Annotated in this window: 18 protein-coding genes; all 18 read left to right on the forward strand. The window is 25.9% G+C overall.

Features of this window, described 5'->3' with window-relative positions:
* Positions 1-34: 34 nt before the first annotated feature.
* Entirely contained in the window at positions 35-1,309 is a 1,275-nt protein-coding gene (gene tilS, locus AAHM98_RS00120) for a tRNA lysidine(34) synthetase TilS (RefSeq protein WP_342276500.1), read from the forward strand.
* 40 nt (positions 1,310-1,349) lie between these two features.
* On the forward strand, positions 1,350-3,374 hold the full coding sequence (gene ftsH, locus AAHM98_RS00125; RefSeq protein WP_342276501.1) for an ATP-dependent zinc metalloprotease FtsH: 2,025 nt from the start codon (positions 1,350-1,352) through the stop codon (positions 3,372-3,374).
* Positions 3,375-3,477: 103 nt separating this feature from the next.
* On the forward strand, positions 3,478-4,050 hold the full coding sequence (gene hpt / locus AAHM98_RS00130) for a hypoxanthine phosphoribosyltransferase (RefSeq protein WP_342276502.1): 573 nt from the start codon (positions 3,478-3,480) through the stop codon (positions 4,048-4,050).
* Positions 4,051-4,158: 108 nt separating this feature from the next.
* Positions 4,159-7,359: an ABC transporter permease gene (locus AAHM98_RS00135; protein WP_342276503.1), complete on the forward strand. Its 3,201-nt coding sequence runs from the start codon at positions 4,159-4,161 to the stop codon at positions 7,357-7,359.
* Positions 7,360-7,625: 266 nt separating this feature from the next.
* On the forward strand, positions 7,626-8,612 hold the full coding sequence (locus tag AAHM98_RS00140; RefSeq protein WP_425289592.1) for an ABC transporter ATP-binding protein: 987 nt from the start codon (positions 7,626-7,628) through the stop codon (positions 8,610-8,612).
* 199 nt (positions 8,613-8,811) lie between these two features.
* Positions 8,812-10,431 carry a lysine--tRNA ligase gene (locus tag AAHM98_RS00145; RefSeq protein WP_342276505.1) on the forward strand — a complete coding sequence of 540 codons (1,620 nt, stop codon included), beginning with the start codon at positions 8,812-8,814 and terminating at the stop codon, positions 10,429-10,431.
* Complete coding sequence (locus AAHM98_RS00150) at positions 10,431-10,616, forward strand: hypothetical protein (RefSeq protein WP_342276506.1); 186 nt, start codon at positions 10,431-10,433, stop codon at positions 10,614-10,616. Before AAHM98_RS00145 ends, AAHM98_RS00150 begins: the two co-directional genes overlap by 1 nt.
* 120 nt (positions 10,617-10,736) lie before the next feature.
* Entirely contained in the window at positions 10,737-11,060 is a 324-nt protein-coding gene (gene rpmE, locus AAHM98_RS00155; RefSeq protein ID WP_342276507.1) for a 50S ribosomal protein L31, read from the forward strand.
* 182 nt (positions 11,061-11,242) lie between these two features.
* Entirely contained in the window at positions 11,243-13,207 is a 1,965-nt protein-coding gene (locus AAHM98_RS00160) for a hypothetical protein (RefSeq protein WP_342276508.1), read from the forward strand.
* Between the two features lie 13 nt (positions 13,208-13,220).
* Positions 13,221-14,246 carry a bifunctional oligoribonuclease/PAP phosphatase NrnA gene (locus AAHM98_RS00165; protein ID WP_342276509.1) on the forward strand — a complete coding sequence of 342 codons (1,026 nt, stop codon included), beginning with the start codon at positions 13,221-13,223 and terminating at the stop codon, positions 14,244-14,246.
* Between the two features lie 24 nt (positions 14,247-14,270).
* Positions 14,271-14,861, forward strand: a complete 591-nt coding sequence (locus tag AAHM98_RS00170) for a thymidine kinase (RefSeq protein ID WP_342276510.1) — start codon at positions 14,271-14,273, stop codon at positions 14,859-14,861.
* 15 nt (positions 14,862-14,876) lie between these two features.
* The gene (prfA, locus tag AAHM98_RS00175) at positions 14,877-15,974 is read left to right on the forward strand and encodes a peptide chain release factor 1 (protein ID WP_342276511.1); all 1,098 of its coding nucleotides are present in this window, start codon (positions 14,877-14,879) and stop codon (positions 15,972-15,974) included.
* A gap of 200 nt (positions 15,975-16,174) precedes the next feature.
* On the forward strand, positions 16,175-16,378 hold the full coding sequence (locus AAHM98_RS00180) for a hypothetical protein (RefSeq protein WP_342276512.1): 204 nt from the start codon (positions 16,175-16,177) through the stop codon (positions 16,376-16,378).
* A 31-nt stretch (positions 16,379-16,409) separates the two neighbouring features.
* Positions 16,410-17,243 (forward strand): peptide chain release factor N(5)-glutamine methyltransferase, encoded by an 834-nt coding sequence (prmC, locus tag AAHM98_RS00185; RefSeq protein WP_342276513.1) that lies wholly within the window; start codon positions 16,410-16,412, stop codon positions 17,241-17,243.
* A gap of 119 nt (positions 17,244-17,362) precedes the next feature.
* The gene (locus AAHM98_RS00190) at positions 17,363-18,112 is read left to right on the forward strand and encodes an HTH domain-containing protein (protein WP_342276514.1); all 750 of its coding nucleotides are present in this window, start codon (positions 17,363-17,365) and stop codon (positions 18,110-18,112) included.
* A gap of 42 nt (positions 18,113-18,154) precedes the next feature.
* The gene (locus tag AAHM98_RS00195; protein WP_342276515.1) at positions 18,155-19,066 is read left to right on the forward strand and encodes a hypothetical protein; all 912 of its coding nucleotides are present in this window, start codon (positions 18,155-18,157) and stop codon (positions 19,064-19,066) included.
* A gap of 236 nt (positions 19,067-19,302) precedes the next feature.
* Positions 19,303-19,848 (forward strand): L-threonylcarbamoyladenylate synthase, encoded by a 546-nt coding sequence (locus AAHM98_RS00200; RefSeq protein WP_342276516.1) that lies wholly within the window; start codon positions 19,303-19,305, stop codon positions 19,846-19,848.
* 26 nt (positions 19,849-19,874) lie between these two features.
* On the forward strand, positions 19,875-20,501 hold the full coding sequence (locus AAHM98_RS00205) for a hypothetical protein (RefSeq protein WP_342276517.1): 627 nt from the start codon (positions 19,875-19,877) through the stop codon (positions 20,499-20,501).
* The last annotated feature ends 36 nt before the right edge of the window (positions 20,502-20,537 follow it).

Below are 20,537 nucleotides of genomic sequence, written 5' to 3' on the forward strand. Positions count from 1 at the left end.
AAATGTAAAGGTATTTAATATGCATGTAAATTGATTGAATAAACTGAATAAGAAAATGACTTATTTACTAGCTGTTTCTGGTGGTCCCGACAGTATGTTTTTATTAGATAATTTAGTGCGAAATGATTTTAAAATTATCGTTTGTCATGTTAATTATCATAAACGTTGAAGTAGTAATGTTGATGAACAAATTGTTCGCGACTATTGTACAAGTAAAAAAATCCCTTTAGAAATTAAAAACATTAAAGAAGAAGAATATAATAAAAAAAGAAATTTTCAAGAACAAGCACGAGTTATTAGATACGACTTTTTTAACGAAATTGCTCAAAAATATCAATTTTATAATTTAGTAGTAGCACATCATATTTATGATTTATTAGAAACATACATAATTCAAAAACAACGAAAAGCAATTGTGTCATATTATGGTTTACGTTTTAAAACGACTTACAAATCATTATCAATTTATCGACCCATGTTAGAATTAAAAAAAGAAGATATTATTGATTATTTAACCTTATATCACATTAAATATGGTTTTGATGAAACCAATGAATTAATTATTTATGAACGTAATCGTATTCGTCAACAACAAATTAATAAATTAACCGACTTTGATATCAATTTAATGTTAAGCGAAATTAAGGAATTAAATAGTGAACAAGAGTTATTGAAAGATGAACTTGATGTTATTTACAATGCCATTATTAATGATGATGTTTTAGCCATTAATGAATTTAAAAAATATGAATTTAAACTACAACAAATGATAATTTATGAATTTTTAAGCCAATATGATGAAGAATTAGTTTTAATGTTAAAAAAAGCTAAAATTAAAGAAATAGTGAGAGGTTTAACAAAATCAACTAGACCTAATATTACTATTAGTATTGGTGAAAATAAGTGAGTTATTAAAGAATATAATTTTGCATATATTAGTGAAAAAAATGAACCAAAACAATTTAGTTATAAAATTCCTAAAATTAATAATTATCATTTTAAAGAAATCACTATCACTAAAACCGAACCCAAGGAAGGTGAATTTCAAGCATTATACATTCATAAGTCTGATTTTCCATTAACAGTTCGTACTAATAATGGTGAAGAAGAAATTGAAACTACATATGGTACTAAAAAAATTAATCGTTTATTTATTGATAATAAAATTCCTTATCGTGAACGACTTATTTGACCAGTAATTGTAAATTCTAGTGGCAAAGTGGTAGCAATTCCAAAATTATCAGTAAATAAAAATAATATTAGTGAGAAACCTAATTTGTATGTGCTAAAATATTATGGTATTATTTAAAAAATAAATTAGAAATTAAAGCGTAGGTGAAAAAAATATAATGCAAACGCGAATTAAAATTAACTGAATAGTCGTAGTTATCTTTATCGCCTTTTTAGTATTTATAGGATTCTTATTATGGTATTATTTTAAAGGCAATGTCTTAAATTTAAGTCAAAGTGAGTTAATAGAATTATTTACTAATAAAAAAATACCTGGTGATTTAACGCATACTGTTGATAAATTTAATACAGTTTCCGTCCAATTTTTTAATAACACAGTCTATATTCGTGGATGACTGTTACAAATTAATGGTAAAATAGTTCAATATCAATCTATTGTCTCAGTTAGTGCTTACAATGGTACAGGTGCCATTACAAATAGTATCCAACAATTAATGATGGATCAAAAAATTCCATTTTTAAATGCTAGTGAAATTATTCCTTTCTGAAAAACATTCTTACTTACCATTTTACCAATTCTTTTATTAATTCTTGGCTCATTCTGATTATTTACAAGAATGAATAAAATGGGTGCTGGTGGTGGCATGAGTCCATTCTCAATGGGAAAAAATCGTGCTAAAATTAGAACTTCAGAAACCAGATTTACCGATGTAGCTGGAATTAAAGAAGAAAAATTAGAATTAGAAGAAGTAGTCCACTTTTTAAAATTTCCACAAAAATATGCTCAAATGGGTGCAAGAGTTCCGAAAGGAGTATTACTTGTTGGTCCTCCAGGTACTGGAAAAACATTATTAGCTAAAGCTGTTGCTGGAGAAGCAGGAGTTCCCTTCTTTTCAATCTCTGGGGCTGAATTCGAAGAAGTATTTGTAGGAGTTGGTGCTTCACGAGTACGTGAGATGTTTACTACTGCTAAAAAAGCTGCTCCTTGTATTATTTTTATCGATGAAATTGATGCTGTAGGAAGAAAACGTGCCGCTGCTTCAACTGGGACCAATGAACAAACATTAAACCAGTTACTAGTGGAAATGGATGGATTCGAAACTAATTTAGGTGTTATTATTATGGCTGCAACTAACCGTGTTGATGTTCTTGATGAAGCGTTACTACGTCCAGGGAGATTTGATCGTCAAATTTCTCTTAGTTGACCTGATATTAGAGAACGTGAGGCTATTCTTCGTCTTCATGCTCGTAATAAAAATATTTCACCAAAAGTTAATTTTCAACGAATAGCAGAACGAACACCAGGCTTTAGTGGTGCCCAATTAGAAAATGTACTAAATGAAGCAACACTGTTAGCTGTTCGTCATAACAAAGCTGTTATTGGATTATTAGAAATTGATGAAGCTATTGATCGTGTCGTTGGTGGTCCAGCTAAAACATCACGTGTTATTACTGAAATGGATAAGAAAATTGTTTCTTATCATGAAGCTGGACACGCATTAATTGGTTTAAAATTAGAATATGCTTCTAAAGTACAAAAAGTTACTATTATTCCACGCGGTCAAGCTGGTGGGTATACTATTATGACCCCTAAAGAAGATACAATGTTTTATTCAAAAACACATTTAAAAGCTACTATTACTGGTTATTTAGGTGGTCGTGCCTCTGAAGAGATTATGTTTGGTGCTGCCAATGTTACTACAGGTGCCCATGATGACCTAGAAAAAGCAACTAACATTGCTCGTAAAATGATAACAGAATATGCCATGTCCGCTGATTTAGGATTAGCACAGTTTGAAAATCCACGTGATGAGTATTCACCATTTGTTTCTAATAAATTTTCTAGCGATATTGCTTCTAAAATTGATCAAGAAATTAAAAATATTTTAGATAAATGTTATGTTGAAGCTATTGCTACAATTAAAAAACATAAAGATACATTAGAATTAATTGCTAAATCTCTAATGACTTTAGAAACAATTACAGCTGAACAAATAGAATATATTGATAAATTTAATAAATTACCGATTGAAGTAATTGAAATGCAAAAAGAGATGGCAAAAAACAATAAAAAATCATCTAAGGAAGATAACGAAGACAAACATAAAAATGATGAAAAACCAAAAAATAGTGATGATGATTCTGATAATGAAACAATATCAGTTGCACCTAATAAAAAATAATTAGAATTAATGCAAAACTTACTATTTTTAAATTTGTAAGTTCTGCATTAATTTATTTTTTTAATTTTTATTATAGTTATAAAATTAACAAGGAGAAACCTAAGTGGAAAAACACGAATTAGTTGAAAAAATTTTATTTAATAATGAAATGATTAATAGGAAAACTAAAGAATTAGCCGACTTAGTTAGTGCATATTATAAAAATAATACCCAACCGGTAATTTTAGTAGGAATATTAAGAGGTTGTTTGCCTTTTCTTGCACAATTTATGTTAAATCTTAACATTGAATGTATGCTCGATTTTATGTATGTAGAATCTTATTTAGGAAAAACGCAAGCTACGAATAAGCCAAAAATTCGCATGGATGTTATAAATAATATTAAAAATCGTGATTTATTGATAGTAGAAGATATTATTGATTCAGGTAATTCTTTACTAAAGATTCGTACTCATTTATTAGAAAAAGGCGCTAAAAGCGTAAAAATTGTAACTTTGTTAGATAAAAAATGTAAAAGAGTAGCAAATATTGAAAGTGATTGAGCTGGTTTTGAAGTACAAGATTATTTCTTAGTGGGATATGGTCTTGATTATGATGAACAATTAAGAAATCTACCCTATGTCGGTATTGCTGATATTAATAAAATTGCTATTTTAGAAAAAAATAAAATTAAATAATTAAAAAGATATAATAGTATTATATTGCAAACTATACGATGTTTTTAATGTGATAAAATTATAATATTAAAAATCTTTTCTTGTTTTTAAATAGGTTATGAGGTTACAATGAAAAATCTTTTTGTTAATGTATTTAGAGGAATAAAAAAAAGATTATTCCAATATGTTGGAATTATATTGTTGCTAGTGATTATAGTTTCTTCACTTTCAGCTTTATACAGCAACTCAGAACGAATAGAAGCTGGTTTTTATATTGTCTTAAATAATAGTGGTAAATATGACTATAGTATAAAACTAAAGTCTTTAAATAGTTATAAAGATATAGATGCTTCTACCCTTAAAATAAAAAATATTGTTAAAGAACAATTTAACGGTGATCCAGTAATTGACGGTCAAATTGATAAAATAGAAGTTACTAACATTCGTAATAACACTTTTCCAACAGTTGATCCTGCTCCTTTAAATCCAAAGTTAGAAACATATTTATTAAATTGAGGTCTTAATTATCAAGCTATTTTGTTAAATAATATTTTAGAAACAGACTTAAAAAATGAACCATTATTAAAAAACTATTTAATTGCTAAATCTTTTTTTAAAAGTTTTGACTATAAAAATGCATCTTCAATTAAAAACCTTTATTTTTCATTTGAAGATGCATTTTATAAAGAATCAGATAACTTTGATTTTTCACCAATCCGTAATGATTTTAATAAAGTTTATATTTCTCAAGGAACAGTGCCAACTAGTGCAAATGAAGTAGTAATTAATTCTGATTTTGCTAAGAAAAATAATATTAATTTAAATGACACATTCGAATTTATTCAAGGTGATAAACCTTTAAAAGTAGTTGGTTTTGGATATGCTTATTGGGGAATTACAGGCAGTCGCTCGGCTACTAACCCTAATCCCACACCTGATAATGCTACCCCCGTATATACTTCACGTGAATGATTTAATAGTTCAATTAAAAATTCAAGTTACAGAACAAACTTAGAAAGTAATCTTTTGTTAAAAATAAAAAATAATAATTATTATTTTATTGAAAGATTACAAAATTTACTAATTAAAACATTTAGTTTTAGTTTTGGTACTATTATTACAACTGATAGCGAAGATGTACGTTCAGGACAAATTTTAGAAACATTTCAAATGCAAAAAATTATATTTAGTGCTATTACAATTGTGGTACTATTAGTTATTATCTTTATTATTATGTCCTATGTTCGTAAAGAAATTGATTTACAAAAACCACAAGTTGGCTTATTAAAAGCTTTGGGTTATACTAATTTTCAAATTGCTATTGCTTTTGTCTCTTTAATTTTATTTATTACTTTGGCCTCCAATATTGTTGGATTGGTTCTCGGTTTCCCTTTACAAATATTATTTAATTCATTAAATAATATTGGGTTTTATATGCCTTTGCCAAATTTATTTTTTAGTTTAGTTTCCCTTTTTAGTGGATTAGTAATTATTCCTATTATTTTTGTTTTTGTTAGTTATTTACAATCAGAACTTAAATTACGTGCTAATCCTTTATTATTGATTTATGATCGTCCAAGTAGTACTAGTTCTAGAATGATTGCAACTTTAAAATATCCATTTCGTTATTGACCTTTTAAACAACGTTTAGCGATAGCTTTTACTTTAAAGTCAGTAGGAAAATTATTTTTAGTATTTTTTACTTTTGTTTTTGTTAGTTTTTTATTATTATTTCAAACTACAGCTACTGATTTATTTGATAATAAAATTAATAATTTATATGGTTATTATAATAAAGATGTAGAATGAAACACCACAACAACTTCCATGTATACATATGATAATGGTAGTGATTTTAAAATAAAAGATGATGTTTTTGATTGGGCTTCACAAAAAGATATTGTTGCCGATCAAGCAAAATCGGGAGGTGCAACTAAATACTTTGAATGAAAAGCAGATGATTTTCATATTGATGATGTAGATAAATTACACAAAATTATGAATGCTATTATAATAAAAAATAATTTTAAAAATAATTTTATTAGTAGTAAAGAAATTAATATTTTATATCATGCAACCAATGATGATACAAAATGTAAAGATTTTATTAATCCATCAGGTTTTATAACAGATGATTGAACAGAACAAATTTGTGTTGGAATCCATAAAATATTTAGCTATCTTTCAGATAGTACAGGAATTAATCCTGAATTAACTCCGCTCCCAGGTATTAGTATAGGTTTAAATATTTATAATACTAATTATTATCCTGATATCGAAACTAGTATTGTACCACCAACTGAATGAGATGGACATAGTCAAGGTGCTATGCAAGCACGAAGAATTAAGGTAACAGGCGTTTACAATAATCCTGATCAAAATTTAGCATGGAAAAATTGATTTAATTTTAAAGAAGAAAAACAACGTGATATTGATTCTGTTTTTAATAATAGTCATATTTTAAAAAAAGAAACTATTTCTTATACTAATAATCAGGGTCAAAAAGTAGTTGGTGATGCTTTTATAGTACCTGCCACTATTTCTAAAACTCTTGCTATTTTAAATGGTTATAAAATTGATAGTCAGTTTTTAATGTTAGCAAGTTGATATAACTATACAATGCCAATAATTTTTGACGTAAAAGGTATTATTAGTAATAACCTTGATACATCAAATGTTTATACTAATCTTGATGATTTACGAACAGCTATTGATTTAGTTGATACTACTAATAAACCTATCCCTGATTCTTTTAATTTTTTAATTTCTAAAGATGCTAATATTTTCCCTCTAAATTATATTAATATTGCTCAACCAGAGGGAAAATACGACAGTAGTGAAATTCAAAAACAAAATTTAATTCCAATCAATAAATTACCATTTGTTAATAGTTTAGTTAAAAAACTTTTAGTACAAATCTTTGATGGTATTAGAACTATTATTAGTATTACTAAATTTTTAACTTTATTTGCTGTTGCTTTTGTTTTAATTATCATTATTAATATGATTCTAGATAATAATTTATTAATTATTGCTATGATGAAATCATTAGGATACCGTGTAAATGAAATTAATCGATTAATTATTGGTTCTTATGTAATTGCTTTAGTGGTAGCATTTGTGATAGGTACTATACTTTCTTATGTAATGTGGAATTTTATTACAATGATTATTGCAGCACGAGCCGGAGCTGTCTTTAATGTGCCAATTAGTCCATTTACAATTCTGACTTCTTTTGGACTAGTTTTCTTAATTATGATTATCGGTTATGCTGTTGGTTTATATTTAATCAAATATAAACCAGTAACAGTTCTATTACAGGGTAGTTAAAAAATACATGTTTTTAATCATTTATATGTAAAAAAAAAAAGTTATTGATAAAATAATTATGTGTTTACAAAAAACGATTTGAAAAAGGAGAAATAAAAATGACAAAAAAGGACAAAAAAGGTAATAATGAAGTTGTAGATTCTGTGTCTGAAACTACTGATGTCCCAAAGGCAGATAAAACAGTTATTAAGCAAGAACTAAAAACTCAAAAATTAGCAGCAAAACAAACTAGTGCTTCATCAGAAGATAATGTTAGCGATGCAACAATGGAAGATTCAAAAACTAAATTAAAAAGTAGTTTTATGAAAAAATCAGTAGGTAAAAAAACAACAGATAGTGAAACTATAGATAAACCACCAATTATCAAACATAAATCTCATGATAAACCAGAAACTAAAGAAGAATTGGCCGCTGCTAAAGCTAAACTACAAGTTTTTAAAGATAACCAAAAGGCCATTAAAAAACAAACTAAAGAACATTCGAAAGCTATTCTTAGTGGCCAAATTGTTTCTATGAGCAACAATACCCCCGATGTTGCTACTAATGTGATTGAACTATTTAATGTTAAAAAATCATACTTAACTGGTGATTTAGAATATGAAGTATTAAAAGGCGTTGACTTAAAAATTAAACAAGGTGACTTTGTTGTAATTCTAGGTCCTTCAGGTAGTGGAAAAACTACCTTACTAAACATTATTTCAGGGTTAGATAAACCGAACTCTGGTGATGTATTTGTGGCAGGTTATAATTTATCTTTATTAAAAGATAGTCACTTAACAAAATTTAGAAGAGATAATGTCGGATTTATTTTCCAACAATATAACTTATTAACTAACTTAACAGCCCGTGAAAATGCGGAAGTTGGTGAAAACTTAGCAAAAAATAAAAATAAGAATATGGGAATTGATGAAATCTTTAAAGTAATTGAAATGGATGAACATATGAATAAGTTTCCAAGTCAATTGTCAGGAGGACAACAACAACGTGTTTCCATTGGCCGTGCGCTTGCTAAGAATCCAACCATTTTATTTTGTGATGAACCAACAGGAGCGTTAGATGAAGAAATGGGACGTAAGGTATTAGAAATCTTATTAGATGTTAACCGTGAATATAAAACATCAATTATCATGGTTACCCATAATCCTAACTTCCAGTTTGTGGCTAATACTGTTATTAATGTTAAAAATGGGAATATTGTTAATGTTAAGACAAATGCTAAACCAATGAAACCAAGTGAAATTAACTGAAGTTAATAAAAATAAAATTCCTTTGTTGAAGTTGAATTGTAAAATTAATTAATGATTGTAGTTTTTTCTACTAAAAATTGTTATTATTACTTTTATAAAACAACTACAATTTTATTTATTTTTAAAAAATAGTTTTTTTAATTTATTTTTTAACTTTAAGTGATTGTGATATAAGCAATACTTTTAAATACAAAGGATGAAAAAAATGGCAGACAATAAAAATCATGTTAATGGACATATTCTAACAGAACAAGAAGAGTTACGATACCAAAAATTACAAAAACTACAAAATGAAAATTATGATGTTTATGGTCGTAATTGAGAAAGAAATTTCAACTGTAAAAGTCTTGAAATTAAGTTTAAAGATAAAACTAAAGAAGAATTAGCAATTTTAGTTGAAAAATTACCTAATGATCAAATCAAAATTGCAGGTAGATTAATGACAAAAAGAGAAATGGGAAAAGGTTCAGTTTTTGCCCATTTACAAGACCAAACTGGTAAATTTCAAATATATTTAAAACCAGAATATGTTAGTCAAAAAAAATTTAATTGATTTTTAGAGTACGCTGATTTAGGTGATTTTTTTGGAATTAAAGGCAAAGTTATGAAAACTAGTAAAGGTGAGTTAACAGTTCAAGTTTTTGATATTGTTATGTTGTCAAAAGCTATACGAACGTTACCAGATAAATTTCATGGTCTTGTTGATATCGAAGAACGTTACCGTCGCCGATATGTTGATTTAATTGTTAGTCCAGATACAAAAAATACATTTTTACAACGTAGTAAGATTATTACTGAATTACGAAATTTTCTTAATAATAAAGGTTATTTAGAAGTGGAAACTCCTATTTTGCAAGAAGTTTATGGTGGGGCTGCTGCTAAACCTTTTGTTACTCATCATAATACTTTAAAAACCGATTTATATTTGCGAATAGCTACTGAATTACATTTAAAACGTTTAATTATTGGTGGTTTTGAAGGTGTATATGAAATCGGTCGCTTATTTCGTAATGAAGGGATGAGCCCAAAACATAATCCTGAATTTACAACTATTGAAATTTATGTTGCTTATCAAGATATGAATTTTATGATGGAATTAACAGAAACTTGTATTAAACATTTAATTAATATTGTTCAAAATAAGTTAATTTTAGAATATGGTGGTCATGTATTAAATTTTGGAAAACCTTGAACGAAAATTAGTATGGTTGAATCTATTAAACAAGCTAAAATTAAAGATGCTAAATTTACCTATTCTTTTTCTGAAATTATTGAAATGAGTGAACAATATCATAATATTACTGATGATAAAATTAGAAATGAAGCTAAAATTAAAACATATGAATTAGCTTTTAAACTTGCTAAAAAATCTAATCTTAAAATCCCACCATATTACAATAGTATTGGACATCTTATTAATTTATTTTTTGAAGAATTTGTCGAAGAAACTTTAATTCAACCAACATTTGTTACTGATTATCCGATTGAAATTTCGCCACTTGCTAAATTAAAAAAGGATAGTAAAGAATTTACTGATCGTTTCGAATTGTTTATTGGTGGTCGTGAATATGCCAACGCTTATTCAGAATTAAATGATCCCTTTCAACAGTATGACCGTTTTGCTCAACAAATGAAAGAAAAAGATAATGGTAATGATGAAGCAACAGAAATGGATTTAGACTTTGTAGAAGCGTTAGAATACGGTATGCCACCAACAGGTGGTCTCGGAATTGGTATTGATCGCTTAGTAATGTTGATTACTGGTCAAGATAGTATTAAAGATGTACTATTATTCCCACACATGAAACCAAGAAGTAACAAATAATGAGTACTTTAGTAATTATTGGGATTGTAGTAGCATTAACTGCTATTATTGCATTTATTGTTTTAATTAAAATTATTAAATGGCTTGCCATTACAATTATCATTTTTGGTTTAATTGCTACAGGGTTATGTTTGGGTTTTGGAATAGTTCCAATAACAGCAGATATTATTAATATTTACAATTAATGATAATGACACAGAACAAAAAATATTTTTAAGATTTATTTGCTTTTTTCATTGGTTAATGTTATCATTTTTAAGTACTTTTTATTATATTAAAATAGTTTTTCAAAGCGAGGTGAAATTATGTCACAAATAAATATCCATCCAGAATATTTTCAAACTAAAGTTACTTGTATAACATGTAGTAATAATTTTATGAGTGGCTCAACTAAAGGTAAAGAAATTCGTGTTGATACATGTTCAAATTGTCACCCGTTTTATACTGGAAAACAATCTTTTGCTTCAGCAACAGGACGTGTTGAACGTTTCAAAACTAAAGCAAGTCAACAAGTTGAAGTTAAACCTAAAGTTGTTGAAACAAATAAAACAAAATCTCAAAATTCCAAAACTATTGTTCTGGATTCTGCTAAAGATGTTTTAAAATTAGTTGATAAAGTTAAAAAATAATTCTGTTTAAAATAGAAACTAAATTGGTTTCTATTTTTTGTATAATTAAAAAATGATTTAGAACCATTTTTCTCGTTATTTAAGTTAAAATACTGATATATACTAATTAACATAGAATTTAGGTTTTTATTATGTAACTAATAGTATAATTAATATATGATTTTAAAGTTAGGACTGGTTTTATGGAATCATCTGAATTTAATATTTTAACTGCCAGTAAAAGTATGAAATTTAAATCAGAACAATCTTTTGAACTAAACTTTAGTATTATCAATTTAACTGTTGATAAAGCAGTAAAAAATTGAAGTTTTGAAAGTAGTTATCCCGATTGTTTAGCGCTTTTTAGTAATGATGAAACTAATAGTGAAAACTTAATTAAAGCATTAATGGGTAGTGTTCCTATTATGCAAGGTAAGATTTTAATTGATAAAAAAGAAGTTACTTATAATGCTATCGGTTTTGAACGAAAAATGGCCTATGTTGATTTACAGTTACAAAGTTGAAATAAACTTTTTAGTGTTCAATATAATTTAGCACGAACAGCAATGCGCAATAAACCATTTTTACAAGATATAAGCAATCATAATCAAAAAATTAAAACTGATATTGAAAACTTAAAAGATACTGGTTTAAATTTAGATTGTGGTTATTTTAAAGAAAAATTAATTAATATTATTAAGCGTTTTATTCGCGAAACACAAAGTACGCGTATTAATTTCATCAGAGAATATGAATTCCAAATTATTCATTTTCACAAAAACTTTGTACAAGAAAAATTTAATTTTTCTGGTTGTGAAACTTTATCAGATATTTTAATTAAAAAATTTACTGCCGAAGAAAAAAATATTATTGCTAATAATAACTTATTATTTTTACAATCTCTACAAGATCGAATTGCTAGTTTAGAAAATTTAGCAGGTGAATGTTTTTGTGGTTGTAGTCCACCAAAAGAACGACGTTCTCAGTTTCAATTACGTGAAATTATTTTTGTTGTTAAAGAAATTAATAGTTATTTAAATAAGAAAGTTACTAATACCCGCAGTGAAATTAGAACAACTTTAAAAACTTGTAATAATCATAATCAAAATTTCAATAGTGAACTAAATCGTTTGCTTTCATATAAACAAATTAGTTTTACTCGTGCTCAAATTGATCAAATTTTAGAACAGTGAATTGACTTAGCTGAAGTACAAAGAATTAAATTCAATATGAAACAAGACTTTGTAGCTATGCAGTTACTACCTGATGAAATGCATTTATTGTTAAAAAATATTAAAGATGAAATTAAAACTTATCATGATAAAATTTTAAAACACCCCGAATTAGAAGAAAAAGAAACATATCAAAATCATTTAAAATTATTATATAATAGTTTGATTGATGTTCGTGATTTAATCAGTAAAAATATTTTTATGTTATTTAAAGAGTTAGAATTAAATCATTTATTAGCAATGCGTATTACACAACTAACTGTTTTAGAACGTCAGATTATTAAAATCCTTCAACAATTAATTGTGCCTACTAAGATTTTAATTTTACATAACCCTTTTGAATTATTAAATTATGATGATAAAGAAAAATTAACAATTTGAATTAAAAAAATTCAAAAATTTTTAAAAATTATTATTATTTTTACTACTAATACGCAAATTGATATTAATTTATTAGCAACTAATGTTACTGTTATTGAAAATGAAATAATTATTCAACAAGGTAATGTTGGAGATGTTACTGATAAACCGCTTTCTTTAAATTTATTAAAGGAAATTAATAAACAACACATTAATACTTCTAAGGGTGTATGAAATACTGCTAATTTGTTTTTCTATAATGTTAATCTTGGGAAATTTAATGCTGATAGTCCCCCAATAATTGCTTTTAAATCAAATGATGTTTTATTTAGTAGAAAAAAACCAAAATTTGCTTTCTTAAAATCTTCAATAGTAGTTAAAGGTGTTATTAAAGGAATTACTAAGATTAATGAAAAAACGTCATATTTAATTTTTGAAACTTTTATTCGTGAAGAATTTGAAGTTTTAAGTAGCAGTGAAAATATTGCAATCGGTGTTGCTGGTTGAATTAGTATTACTAAAAATTCCATTTTTGTATTTGATGGTAAAAAACAACAATTAATTGGCACATGATAGAAAGGGAATTCCTATGAGTGACTTTAAAAAGATAGCAACAGAAATTTACGAACTAATAAAGAATAGTAATCCTATTATTATTCATCGTCATATTAATCCTGATGGTGATGCCCTTGGTTCACAATGAGGATTAAAAATTATTATTGAAAATAACTTTCCTAATAAACGTGTTTTAGCACCTGGCGAAATGAATGATCATATGCTTCCATTCTTTCCAACTCCCACTTTTGTCAAAAAAGAAGATTATGAAAATGCTTTAGTAATCATTTGTGATACTGCTAATCGTGAACGAATTAGTGGTGAATTTTGACAGCAATCTAAAAAAATTGTTAAAATTGACCATCATCCTATTGTTGATAAATATGCGAATGTTTCTTTAATTGAAGAAAAAGCCTCTGCTGCTTGCCAAGTTGTAGCAAAATGAGCAGAAATAATGAAATTAAAAGTATCTGCAGAAGCTGCTCGAAATTTATTCTTAGGTTTAGTTACTGATTCAGGAAGATTTTTATATCGTTCTGTTAATGAAGAAACATTTCACGTTGCTAGTTTTTTGATGAAACAAAATTTTAATTTATTAGATTTATATCAAAGTTTGTATACCCAAAATTTAAAAATAGCTCGTATTAAAGGTTATATTTTATCTAATTTTAAAATTACAGAACATGGCGTTGGTTATATTGTATTTAATGATACAATAATTAATGAATTGCAAACAACAATCAATAAACAAAATAAAGTATTAAAACTAAAAGAAAAAGTAATGCTTAGCAAAGATGATTTAACTAGTCAAGTTAATGTTATGTCAAATATTACGGGTATTAAAATTTGATTAATAGTTGCACATGATTGATTAGATAGTACAATTAAAGTTAGTGTTCGTAGCGCTAAGTGAATTATTAATGATGTGGTTGCTAAATTTGGTGGTGGTGGTCATCAAACAGCAGCAGGAGTTTGTTTGCAACATGTTGATGATATTGAAAAACTAATTAATAGTTTAGATAAAGTTGCAAAAAACCTGCCACAATTAATAGTTAATTAAAAAAAGATATGGAGTAGAGTGAAAATGTATAGTCGTTATAATGAAGGATGAATTGAAGTAATTACAGGATGTATGTTCGCCGGAAAAACCGAGGAATTTATGCGTCGCATCAATCGTTTACAATATGCTAAACGTAAGGTTTTGGTTTTTAAACCAAAAGTGGATATCCGTTACGATGCTAAAAAAGTTGTTTCTCATAAAGGAGTTTCAATTACTGCTATTGTTATAAATGATCCTTTGGAAATTTTAAAACATATTAATGAAAATGTTGCTGCGGTTGCTATTGATGAAGTTCAATTTTTTAATCCCACAATTATTGAAGTAATTAAACAATTAGCAGATATTAATAAACAAGTTATTGTTGCTGGATTAGATCAGGATTTTCGTGGTGAACCATTTTCTGTTATGAAAGAATTATTAGCATTAGCAGAATTTGTTACTAAATTAGATGCTGTTTGTGTAGAATGTGGTCAAGCTGCAACTAGGACACAACGTATTATTAACGGTAAAGAAGCTAAATATGATGATGAAATTATTTTAATTGGTGCACAAGAGCAATATGAAGCACGTTGTCGTATCCATCATCGAGTGATAAAAAGCAATCAAAATAAATAGACCAGGTGAAGTATTATGAATCAAAAAACATTAGAACAACTATCATTGCTTACTAACAAATATTATGAAATTGAATTACAATTAGAAGATCCAAATGCCATAAGTAGAGATAAATATACTGAATTAACAAAAGAGCGAAGTAGATTAGAACCAATTGTTGAACAGTATTTAAATTATGACAAAATTGTTAAAGAAATTTTTGAAGCAAAAAAAGCACTAGCATTTGAACAAGATATTGAATTACTTGATATGCTAAAAATGGATATTAAAGAAAATGAAAATCAATTAGAAATCGCTGAAAATGATTTAAAGTTAACTTTAATACCAAAAGATATTAATGATGATAAAAATGTTCTAATTGAAATTAGAGGCGCTGTTGGTGGTGACGAAGCAAATATCTTTGCTGGTGATTTGTATAGAATGTATATTAAGTATGCTGAAACTCAACGCTGAAAAATTGAAACTATTGAAGCCAAAGAAGCACTGAATGGTGGTTTTAGTTACATTTCCTTTATGATTAAAGGCAAACATGTATTTTCTAAAATGAAATTTGAAGCTGGTGGTCATCGTGTTCAAAGAGTTCCTAAAACTGAATCACAAGGGCGCGTTCATACTTCAATCGCTACAGTGGCAGTTTTACCAGAAGTTAATGAAGTAGAAATTAAAATCAATCCTGCTGATCTAAGAATTGATACTTATCGTTCTAGTGGCGCTGGTGGGCAACATGTTAATACTACTGATTCTGCCATTAGAATTACACACATTCCAACTGGTATTGTTGTCACATCACAAGATGGTCGTAGTCAACATGATAATAAAGATAAAGCCATGCGTGTTTTAAGAGCTAAAATGTATGAGCAACAAGTTGAAGAACAACATCAAAAACTTGGTAACTTACGAAAAAACGCGGTTGGTAGTGGTGAACGTTCTGAAAAAATTAGAACATATAATTATGCCCAAAATCGGGTAACTGACCATCGCATTGGTTTATCTTTATTAAAGTTAGAACGTATTATGGAAGGCAGTATTGATGAAATTATTATCTCCTTAATTAGTGGAGAACAAAAAGCAAAATTAGAAAATATTGAAGAAAATATTAGCACACTAAAGTAAAGTTTCGGAGGTAGAGCGTTATGGATTTCAAGGTATTAGAATCAAAAACAAAAATATTATTTCTTTTAACTATTATTTTTTTATTTGTAACATTTGCCACCTTAATAACTTGGATATTTAGTGTTGGTAATATTCATATTTTATTCTTGTTATTAACTGTCTGATTTGCTTCTACTTCTAGTCTAATCTTTCATTACTTATTGTGAAAAAATTTAAATTTTTTGCAAAATGTTGATTGAGATAATACTAGTAACTTTGGATTTATTCTTGCCATTGGTAGTTATATAATTCTTTTTCCTATTATTTGTATTTTAACAATTGCTTTCTTATTTATTTTTAGTTCTATTGTTTTTGTATTAATTATTGTCAATGCCATTAAAAATAAAAATGTTGTTAAATATTAAGTAAAAATATTTAATTGTGGAGTAATAGGATATGACATATAAAGATTATTTATTAGCTGCTAAACATATTAATCATAATGATGAAAAAGTTAATAAAATTATCTTATTATATTTTATTGAAAAAGATTTATCATGATTGTATGCTAACATGGATACAAAAATAGAAGATACTTTTTTAGAACAATATTTACTTTTAATTGAAAAATATGTTGCTGGTTATCCTTTACAATATATTATTCGTTATGAATATTTTTATGGTAATAAATTCTTTGTTGATAATCGTGTTTTAATTCCACGCAGTGAAACTGAAGAATTAATAAATTATGTTTTTGACTATGCCAAGAACATTTTTCATGATGATAAGTTATCAATTTTAGATTTAGGAACTGGTAGTGGCGCAATCGCCATTAGCGTTGCTTTAGCAAAACCACAATGAGAAATAGTAGCTACTGATATTAGCATTGCTGCCTTGGAAGTCGCAAAAATAAATGGTAAAAATTATAATTTAAATAATATTAAATTTATAGAAAGTGACTTATTTAGTAATTTAAAAAATCACAAATTTAATATTATTATTTCTAATCCCCCATATATTGATGAAACATCTGATACATATCTTATGTCCAATTTGCAATATGAACCAAAATCAGCATTATTTGCTGAAGAAAATGGTTTATTATTATATAAATTAATTTTTCAACATTGTTCTGAATTTGTCACTAAACCATTTTTATTGGCATTTGAATTTGGTTTTGACCAAAAAGAAGTATTAGAAATATTAGTTAAAAAATACTTATATAATTACCATTATCAGTTTGTTAAAGATATCAATGGTAAATGGAGAATGCTTTTTGTTTGGCAGTAATTATAACACATAAAAGTATTTTCATAACACAAATTTTGTCACTTATTTAGTGACATTTTTTATATTTAGAAAAGGAAAAACTCATTTATTCTTGCAATAGGATAATGGGGGCAGTTCTAGTGTGGCGTGTTATCGAGATACTTAAATTTTTTCAAGATTCTTCAGCAGTTAGTATTAATTTTTTAACTGACAAGTTTAACGTTACTTCTAGAACTTTGCAAAGAGACATTGTCTTTATTAATAGTTCATTAAAGAGAATAAGCAATTGTAAGATTTTTAGAAAGCAAAATGAGTTTTTATTTAATGATATTAAAAAACAAAAAGCAATTAAAATTTTGCTGGCACAATTTATCCAAACAGCTAATGAAAATACCTTTGTTAGAATTAGTGTTTTATTTTTAAGTTTAGTATGACAAAAAAACTATGTAACCAGTAGTGAATTGCTTGCTAATATAACTAGTGCAAATATGTATACTTTAAAAAAAGACATTATTAGTTTAAATAATTTTTTAGATAATCATAATTTAAACGTTAAATTAGAATTTAAAACTAATTTAGGTTTTAAACTTATTGGCTGTGAACAAAATTTACTATTTATAACCACTATTATGACAATCAATTCTAATAAAGAACTTCCTTCCTCATTAAATGAGAAATCCCTAACATATATTTATGAATCAATTAAAACTTTAATTATTAATAGTGGTTATAAAAAATATTATAATGAACAACTAATCTGATTTTTGACTATTGCTATTAGAAGAATGAAATTTAATTATTTTCTTACAAAAAATATGTTAATTAAATTCAATGTTCCTAAAATTATAAAAAAAGATATTGATAATCTTTTAACATTAATTGTTAGATAATTTGATATTAAATTAGATGCCTTTGCAGAATATTATTTAAACTTGGTATTCTTAATTAATGTTAGAATTGATAATGGATTATTTCCAGAAGTAATATTTAAAATTAATAAAATTACTGATGAAATATTTTTATTTATTACTAATAACTATCAAAATCGCTTATATTCCAATATTTTTAAGCAAGTTTTAAAAGATTATCTAACGGACAATTGATTTAAATTAGTATTTAACTATAATAGCAACATTAGTTTTTATTTAGTAGATAGTTATGATATTGAAAGTAAATACCAATGAGGTCAACAACTTATTTTAATTATAAATTCGCAATTAAAAAAATTTCAATTTTTTCCTAATATTAATATTTTAGAATTACAATATCTAGTAATGGCATTTAATAAAAGTTTTATTTCAAATAGTAACTGAAAAGTTTCTTTATATATTTTCTCTGTTGATGATTCCTATATTAGAAAGCAAATAGAATTATTTATAAATGCTACATATGAACAAGTTATAATTAAATTATTCCAAAATAACCCTGATAATATTTTTAAATTTTATTTACTTAACCAAAACTTCAATATTTTAATTGTTAATATTTACGAAAATGTTTGAAACTTTCAATTAGAAAATAGTATTAATGAAGCTATAAAATTGTTAATGTTGAAAAAAATTCAACAATCAATATCAGTATTTAATTTTTATAATCACGAAAAATTTTATAATATTAAAACATTATTATGAAAATTTCAAAATGCTTTCATTAAAAAATATAACTTAAATTTAGAACTATTAGATATTGACCATTACGTATTAGTAAACGAATATGTTAGTAATAACATTTTACTAATAAGTCAATTAGTGTCTCTTCCAAATCATGATTTTCCTATTATCCTAATATATACAAGATATCCTTTGATGTTAAACAAAAAATACCCAATTCATTTCATTAAATAACAAAAATAATACCCATAACTATTCCTGATTAAAAATTTGAATATCTTTATTTAAAAATATCTCTAATACAAACATTAAAAGTATTAGAGATATAAATAAAGTAATTAAATCAGTTATATAACACCTATACACCATACCCTTTGTATAGGTGTTTTTTAATTAGGAAATAAAAAATTTATAATATTTTTTTAAGAGGTGTATAATTTATTTAATCCTTTTGGGAGAAGTGGTGAACCATGATAACTTTTAAACAAAATCAAATATTAGAAATAAGTCAAAAATTTAATGATAGTCAAGTCATAGCTTTACCAACAGATACGGTTTATGGTCTTGCTGCTAAATATAATGATGAAAAAGCAATTGCAGAAATTTATAAAATTAAAAATCGTGGACACAATAAACCTTTACCAATTTTAGTTGGTAGTTGAGAACAAGCTAAATTAGTAGGAATAATCAGTGAAGATTTACAAAGATTTTTAACTACTAATTTTAAAGAAGGGAAAGTCACAGTTATTGTTGCTAAACAACCAATGTTAAATACCCCATATTGAATTACAAAATCTTCAGTTGCTATTAGAGTCAGTGCTTCATCATTTATTAAAAAAATAACTGCTATTTTAGGTCCTTTAGTTGCTACTAGTTGTAATATTAGTAATGAATTACCTATTACTGACTATAAGTTAATAAACCTACCTAAATTGAAATATAAAGTGATGGGCGAAATACTAGATAATAAACCATCAACTATTTATGATAGTTTTACTGGCAAAATTATTAGATAAAAAAGACTACTAAGGAGAATAATTTTATGAATTTATGAATTATATTTGCAATTACTGTTAGTGTTTTTTTAATTGTAAGTTTAATTTTATTAATCATTATAACTAGAAAAATTAAACAAGAAAAGTTATTAAAAATTACCAAAGATATTAACAACTGTTATAATCCTAATTTAAATTTTAAAAAAATAAGTACAAAAGAATTATCTGTCTCTACCGATAATATAAAAGAAGACATTTATTATAGTGATAAAGTTGTTAATGGCAAATACCAAAATATAAATAAAATTAAAGGTCAAAATATTAATTTAAAAACTGAATATAGTATAGTTAAAAAAGATAGCAAAGAATTATTTTTACGTTATAAATTGCGTGATGTTAATTTTTTTAAGTCATCAAATTTTATTCCTTTAAATCAAATTGATATATTATTATCACAAACGTCTATTTATTTTATTGATTCTTTTGAACTACAAATAATTCCAATTGCAGAGATAAAAAACATTACTTTTTTTTGAGAAAAAAATAATCATTTATCTAGCAGGAAAAAATTTATTGGAGTTGAAATATTTTGCTATGATAAGCGATTTTGTTTACTTTTTAATGAGTATGAAAATGCAATAAAATTTGTTACTAATATTATAAAGTTGTCATAAATAGAATTTGCAAAATATTAACTCATATTTTTTATG

It is taken from the genome of Spiroplasma endosymbiont of Nebria brevicollis, assembly GCF_964030895.1.
In the GTDB taxonomy this organism is placed as follows: domain Bacteria; phylum Bacillota_I; class Bacilli_A; order Mycoplasmatales; family VBWQ01; genus Spiroplasma_E.